At 63.9% G+C, this 6463-nt stretch carries 9 protein-coding genes and 1 pseudogene; 4 read left to right on the top strand and 6 right to left on the bottom strand.

Features of this window, described 5'->3' with window-relative positions:
- The 4 genes from C8J42_RS20385 to C8J42_RS18395 all read left to right on the top strand — a co-directional run.
- On the top strand, positions 1-185 hold a 185-nt coding region (locus C8J42_RS20385; RefSeq protein WP_207897176.1), incomplete at its 5' end, for a hypothetical protein.
- A 269-nt stretch (positions 186-454) separates the two neighbouring features.
- Positions 455-1876 carry a PLP-dependent aminotransferase family protein gene (locus tag C8J42_RS18405; protein WP_243644601.1) on the top strand — a complete coding sequence of 474 codons (1422 nt, stop codon included), beginning with the start codon at positions 455-457 and terminating at the stop codon, positions 1874-1876.
- Between the two features lie 30 nt (positions 1877-1906).
- Positions 1907-2557, top strand: coding sequence for an NAD(P)H-dependent oxidoreductase (locus C8J42_RS18400; protein ID WP_133021281.1), 651 nt, complete (start codon positions 1907-1909; stop codon positions 2555-2557).
- Positions 2554-2847 carry a GNAT family N-acetyltransferase gene (locus C8J42_RS18395; protein WP_133021280.1) on the top strand — a complete coding sequence of 98 codons (294 nt, stop codon included), beginning with the start codon at positions 2554-2556 and terminating at the stop codon, positions 2845-2847. The genes C8J42_RS18400 and C8J42_RS18395 overlap by 4 nt, the downstream gene beginning before the upstream one ends.
- 158 nt (positions 2848-3005) lie before the next feature.
- Here C8J42_RS18395 and C8J42_RS18390 read toward each other — a convergent pair whose 3' ends face one another.
- The 6 genes and pseudogenes from C8J42_RS18390 to C8J42_RS18365 form a co-directional block, all read right to left on the bottom strand.
- A complete protein-coding gene (locus C8J42_RS18390; protein ID WP_133021279.1) occupies positions 3006-3215 on the bottom strand; it encodes a hypothetical protein in 210 nt (69 codons plus the stop codon).
- 51 nt (positions 3216-3266) lie between these two features.
- Positions 3267-4103 carry an NAD(P)H-binding protein gene (locus C8J42_RS18385; RefSeq protein ID WP_133021278.1) on the bottom strand — a complete coding sequence of 279 codons (837 nt, stop codon included), beginning with the start codon at positions 4101-4103 and terminating at the stop codon, positions 3267-3269.
- A gap of 81 nt (positions 4104-4184) precedes the next feature.
- Positions 4185-4844: pseudogene (locus C8J42_RS18380) on the bottom strand (DsbA family oxidoreductase).
- Between the two features lie 73 nt (positions 4845-4917).
- The gene (locus tag C8J42_RS18375) at positions 4918-5502 is read right to left on the bottom strand and encodes a glutathione binding-like protein (protein ID WP_133021277.1); all 585 of its coding nucleotides are present in this window, start codon (positions 5500-5502) and stop codon (positions 4918-4920) included.
- Between the two features lie 24 nt (positions 5503-5526).
- A complete protein-coding gene (locus C8J42_RS18370; protein ID WP_133021276.1) occupies positions 5527-5991 on the bottom strand; it encodes a carboxymuconolactone decarboxylase family protein in 465 nt (154 codons plus the stop codon).
- 44 nt (positions 5992-6035) lie between these two features.
- Positions 6036-6446, bottom strand: a complete 411-nt coding sequence (locus tag C8J42_RS18365; protein ID WP_056059773.1) for a hypothetical protein — start codon at positions 6444-6446, stop codon at positions 6036-6038.
- Positions 6447-6463 lie beyond the last annotated feature (17 nt).

The raw sequence follows: 6463 nt of genomic DNA, 5'->3' as shown, positions 1-6463 counted from the left end.
ATTTGTATTTTCGTCGCCTACCAATTCCTCAAACCGGCGCACTCGCGGCGGCGGAGAGTGGTCTGCGCCTGTTGACTCAGGCCGCGATAGAGAAGCGGTCGCTCAAGTCGCGTTCGTCGCCTCCCGAAACCAGCTGCTTGTTCATCTGCGATTTTCGGATCGTTGGTCAGGTCGCAAACGGCTAGACAGGCTTCGGGCGAGCCACGAGACTTCGCTGCTTTTGCGTGATAAGCTTAGCCTTGGGCTACCGTTGCCAAGTGCCAAGTGCCCAGTGCCCAGTGCCCAGTGCCCAGTGCCCAGTGCCCAGTGCCCAGTGCCCAGTGACTGTCCAATACCCTCGACCCAAAATCTATAATTCCTCAGAACATTGGAAGACCTCGAGACAGTCCTGCGACGAAGCTGTACAGCGATACCACCTGACCGGCAGGGCAAACTAACTTTCAGGGAAACGAACATGAGCATGCCATCGGCTGCTTCGCCCCTGTCGATCGTCATCGATCGCGATCGACCTGTTCCAATCGCCGAACAGATAACGATAAATTTGCGCGAAGCGATCGTCGAGGGTCGTCTGGAGCCGGGCGCGCGGCTGCCATCATGGCTCGACATGGCGACTCAGCTTGGCGTCGCCCGAGGTACCGTCAGGACGGCGTACGAACGGTTGATCGATGAATCGCTCGTGATATCCTCTGGCGCCGCCGGAACGCGTGTCGCGGAAAAGCCGATCAGCCTGCCCGCCGCGGTTCATGTCGACATTCCTCGCCCGATGCAGGGGATCGAGCGCGGCTTCTATCTGAAGCCGCTCCCCTTCCAGATGGGAGTACCGGCCCAGGACGCTTTCCCGGCGAAACTCTGGTCGCGGATGCGGACCAAGGCGGTGCGCGACGATGCGATGGCGCCGGTCGGCCCGCCCGATCCGCGCGGCCATCCCGATCTTCGCGCGCAGATCGCAAGCTATCTGGCGATCGCGCGCGGTATTCGGTGCCTGCCCGACCAGATCATCCTGACGAGCGGCTACAAGAATGGCCTGAGCCTCGCGATTTTGACCTTGCAGGCACAAGGCCGCACCGCCTGGATGGAAGATCCAGGATTTCCGATGGCGCGGCGGGCGCTGGAACTCGCCGGCATGTCGGTGGCCTATGTCCCGGTCGACGCGGAGGGTATTCTGGTCGCCCGCGGTGTCGAGATCGCGCCCGACGCGGCGATCGCGGTGGTGACTGCCGGGCAGCAGGCGCCAACCGGGGTCGCCCTGTCTCCGAAACGCCGACGAGAACTGCTGGCGTGGGCGGTGCGCGAAGACGGCTGGATCATCGAGGACGATTATCTGAGCGAACTCCAGCTGTCGGGACGCGCAGCGCTGGCATTCGCGGGGACCGATCCGAACGGCCGGGTGATCCATGTCGGCAGCTTCGGCAAGACGCTCAGCCCGGCGCTCGGCCTCGGGTTCGTCGTTGCGCCGCTGTCGCTCGCCGAGCGCTTCGGCGAGGTTGCAGCCTTCCTCAATCCCGCCCCGAACTCCACGACCCAGCTCGCGCTGGCGGCTTTCCTGGCGGAGGGTCATTATCTGCGCCACCTGCGGCATATGAAAGCGCTATACCGAGAGCGGCGCGACGCGCTCAACGCGTGTCTCGGCATGAATTTCGGGGTAGACGCTTTTGCCGGGCTCGCCGTTCGCGTGCCGCTTCCCGATGGGAGCGACGACTCCGCGATGGCCGAACGTGCGCTCGCGCTCGGCATCGCGCCAGCGCCGCTTTCGCGCTGGAGGGGTGGCGATGGTCCTGCGACGCCGGGCTTCCTGCTCGGCGTGACCAACCTGCGGCCTGGGTATCTCGAAAAGGCCTGCGCGTCGCTCAAGCAATTGCTGGCTGAGGCAGTCTGAGCCGGCGGCACTACATACCAAGGACTTCGCATGAAACTGCTGCACGTCGATTCCAGTCCCAAGAGCGAACGATCGAACTCGCGCGCCCTGGGTCGATACTTCGTCGAGAAGCTCGCTCTCGGCACGGCGTCGCTCACGATCGATCACCTCGATCTCGTAACCGACCCTGCGCCGGCCATGACCGAAGCGTTCACGATCGCGAGCTATACGCCCGCCGCGGACCGCACGGTCGAGATGAAGCGCGCGTTGGTCGCCTCGGATGCATTGTGCGCCCGAATGCTCGACCCCGACGCGCTGGTATTCGCCATGCCGATGTACAATTGGTCGATGCCGGCGGCGTTCAAGGCGTTCATCGACGCGGTGGTCCGTGCCGGGATAACTTATGTCGCGACCGCCGATGGACGCTATGTCGGCGCGTTGGGAACGAAGAGGATACTGTTCCTAACAACGCGCGGCGGCGATCTGCGGCCCGGTTCGCCGTTGGCGGGGATGGATGCGCTCACCCCTGCCCTGCGCGCGGCGTTCGAATTCATGGGCGCGGTCGACCCGCGCTTCGTCGATGCGCAACCCGTGCAGTTCGCGCAGCCAGACGACCGCGCCGCCGCACTGGATCGCGCCCGCGTCGAGCTCGATCGGATCGCCGAGGAGTGGACCGGGCAACCGATATTGGTAGCCGCATGAGCCGCACGACCAGGCCCGTCGTCGACAATGAAGCACAGCACCGGTTCGAGACGTCGATCGACGGCGAGGCCATTGCCGCTGCCTATTACCGCATCGACGACAATGCTCGCGTGGTCCTGATCCATACCGAAGTTCCGAGCGAATATGGTGGCCAAGGCTTCGCGACCGCGCTGGCCACCGGCGTGTTCGACCTGATCCGGCAGGCCGGGCGGAAAGTCGTGCTCAGCTGCTCGTTCATGGCCGACTTCTACCGAAAGCATCCGGAATACGCGGACATCGTCGATGGCTGAATGGATACCCAAGTTCGGTTCGCGCGCGCTGCGTGAATGGCTGGGCGGGCATATCCCGAACCAGCGGCACGAGGCCCGGCGCCGTATTTCAAATGGAAGCGCTGCTAGCCCAGTCCTTTACGTACGTGCGATCTTGCGCGCGACCGTCTCCGGCGATCCTACGTACAGTGGCCTGCGCTCGATTTCAGTGTCGAACTGCGCTCGCGCCATCGGCGGTGATGCTTCCCAAGACCGAAGAAATCGATGCCGGCCTGATCGGCGACTACGGCCTGCACGACGCCGTTCCGGATCGTATCGGCATGCGACAACGGCGCTCTCTCCGATCCCGCAGTGACGTCGCCAAAGGTATCGCTGCTGAACTCGTGCATGACGACAGGCTCCCGACGCTCGGCTTGGCACCACTTTCGCCGCGTCGATACTCAACCCGCCCCATCCAGACGAGCGGAACGGCGCGCGCTCGAAAACGCCATATCTACCGGCCGCTGCGGGATTTCAGTGATGCTGGAAACGACGATCGACTCCCGCAACCAGTCGTCGAACCTGATCGACGATTTCCGCGAACCCCAACTCACGACCAAGGCTTCATCCTGCATGCGTGCGCCAAAATAGGGCGTCTCGGGGCTGACGACGATATCGCGCGGGTCCTCGTTGGCGCCGAGAATATCTTCGGCAAACCGGTCGAGACGCCTTACATCGGGACCGGCGATCTCGATCACCGTGTTCGCCGGTCGCGCCAGTGCGATCCGTTGCAGTTCGGCAACCACGTCGTTCACCGCGATCGGTTGCATCAGCAACGGCGCCAAATGGAGACACTTGCCGTCCCCACCAAGGTCGACGATCCCGTACAGATATTCGTAGAACGGCGTCGATCGCAGGATCGTGAACGGAATGGCTGAGGCCGCAACGAGACGCTCCTGCAACAGTTTCGCGCGGAAATAGCCGGTAGTGCCAAGTCGACCGGTGCCTACCGCCGACAAGGCAATGTGATGCGCGACACCGGCGCTTCGCTCGGCTTCCAGCAGGTTGCAACACGACGCGTCGAAGAAGGCGTGCATGTCGTCCGCCGCGGCATAGCCAGGGCTGGAGACATCGATGACGATATCCACGCCATCGAGCGCCTCTGCGAGCCCCATGCCGGTAACGGTATCGATCCCGCAGGAGCGCGCGACGACGACGACGTCGTGACCGTCGAGGCGCAGCCCCGCGACGAGCCTGCGGCCGACCATCCCCGTGCCGCCAACCACTGCAATCGTCATCGAACCAGATCCCCGTCGCTGATGCCTCGTCATGCGGCGGGTCTATCGATGCGCGGTGTAGCCGCCAGACCCGAGACCTGGCTAACCGCCCGTACCAACGGTGCCCGCGATCTGCCGCAACGCCTGTTCGAACATCGCGACCGGTTGTCCGCCCGAGATTAGATGCTTACCGTCGATCACGATCGCCGGCACTGCATTGATCCTGCGGCCACGCTAATATTCCTCCGCGTGCCGGACCTCGTCGGCGTAGCGCCCCGAGTTCAGCACCTCGCCCGCCGTCACCGGGTCGAGCCCGGCCTTCGCAGCGGCAGCGATCAGGACCTGATGGTCGCCCGGATCGGCGTTGTCGGTAAAGTTGGTGTTGAACAGCGCATGCTTGAGCGCGGACTGCCGTCCTTCGATGCTCGCCCAGTGCAGCAGCCGGTGCGCATCGAACGTGTTGTAGATCCGGCTGTCGTCGTTCATCACCATCGTGAAGCCGAGTTCCGCCGCACGACCGACGATCATCGCCCGGTTCGCAGCCGACTGCTCGCGCGTCGATCCGTATTTCTGCGCGACGTGCTCGCCGATATTCTGACCGCCGGCCGGCATCGTCGGGTTCAATTCGAACGGCTGGAACACGATCTCCGCATCGAGCGCGTCGACGGATTGCGCCAGCGCCTCTTCCAGGGCGCGCAGGCCGATGATGCACCACGGGCAGGCGATGTCCGACACGAAGTCGATCTTGAGGTGGGCCGTCATGATCGTCTCCAGGGGATGGCGTCGCCGCGCCATTTCGCCGTGCCGTGGGAGGATCGCCACCACCGTTCGGCGTTTACTGCAGCCCTTCCGCCGCGAGCGTGGCTTGCACGGCCGGACGGGCGCGGAGCGTGTCGTACACCGGCACGAGCGCCGACGGGATCGTCACGCCGAACCGGGTCGCCCACAATAACGTGACGAACAGGTAGAAGTCGGCGACGCTCGGCTGGTCGCCCAGCAGATACGCGCCCTTCACCCGGTCGGCGAGATATTGCAGCCGCTTGGTGATGTAGGCGCTTGCGATCGCCTTCTGGCTGTCGGAGCCATCATGCCAGAACGGCTTGTAGCTCTTGTGGATCTCGGTCGAGATATAAGCGAGCGCCTCGAGCAGGCGGGTCCGTCCGATCGGGCCTTCGAGCGCGAATTGCGGGTAGATGCCGGCGAGATAATCGAGGATCGCGATGTTCTCGGTCACGAGTTCGCCGTCGTCCAGCACGAGCGCCGGGACATAGCCCTTGATCGTGACCGCATCAAAATCCGCGCCCGAACTCGTCGTTTTGGTCGTCAGGTCGACGCTTTCGCTGTCGAACGGCGTCCCGACTTCATGAAGGGCGATATGCGCGGCAAGGCTGCACGCACCGGGAGAATAATAGAGTTTCATCGGATATATCCTAGCTCGATGGCGTCAGGCGGCGATCGCAGTCGGCGCATCGAGGGGGGCCACCGCGTGCAGGCCGATCTGCAGCCTGTTCCACAGGTTGATGGTACCGATCAGCACCGTCAGGTTGGCGATCTCGGCCGCGTTGAACTGGCTTTGCAGCACGGCGTAGTCGATATTCGGCGCACCCGCCCTCGACACATGCGTCAGCGTTTCGGTCCAGTTGAGCGCGGCCCGCTCGCGGTCGGTGAACACCGAGGAGTCGCGCCAAGCGGCGAGCAGATGCATGCGCATGTCGGTCTCGCCGTTCTTCAGCGCGTCGGTGACATGCATATGGATGCAATAGGCGCAGCCGTTGATTTGCGACGCCCTCAGCCGCACCAGTTCGAGCAGGCCATGCTCGATGCCCGATTTGGCGATGCTCGCTTCGACCGCCATCAGGCCTTTTACGGCGTCCGGCGCGAGCGCGACGATGTTCAAACGTGTCGTCATGATACTATCCTTGAAATGAGATCGGCCCTTGAAATGAGATCGGGTCAGGCGGGATGTCGTGCCGCGCGGCGATCGCCGATCGCCCACACCGCGATCAGCGTGCCGAGCAGCGCGGGCAGCGTCACCGCGGGGAAGTCACGCGCCAGCGCGGACGTACCGCAGATGCCGACCGCGACTTCCCAGAAGTGGAACAGCGCATGCCCCGAGAGCCACAAGGCCGGCGCGGCCCAGGCGACGACCCGGTAGTGCGGGCGGGCGGCACCGAACAAAAATGCACCGCCCAGAAAGAGGTAGATCAGGCCGATATCGCGGATGAAATGCTGGTTGAACGGGCCGGTCGTGGTCACGCCGGGCACCGCGAAATACCAGCCGGTCGGCGACGCGAGCATGCAGAGGCCGTTCGCGACCGCACCGATGCCGAGCACGACCCCCAGGCCGAGGCAGAATGTCTTCACCGTCTATCTCCTGCAAA

This window comes from Sphingomonas sp. PP-CE-1A-559 (assembly GCF_004340965.1).
Classification (GTDB): Bacteria; Pseudomonadota; Alphaproteobacteria; order Sphingomonadales; family Sphingomonadaceae; genus Sphingomonas.
Note: the sequence above shows the minus strand (reverse complement) of the source record. Positions and strands in the feature narration are given on the sequence as shown.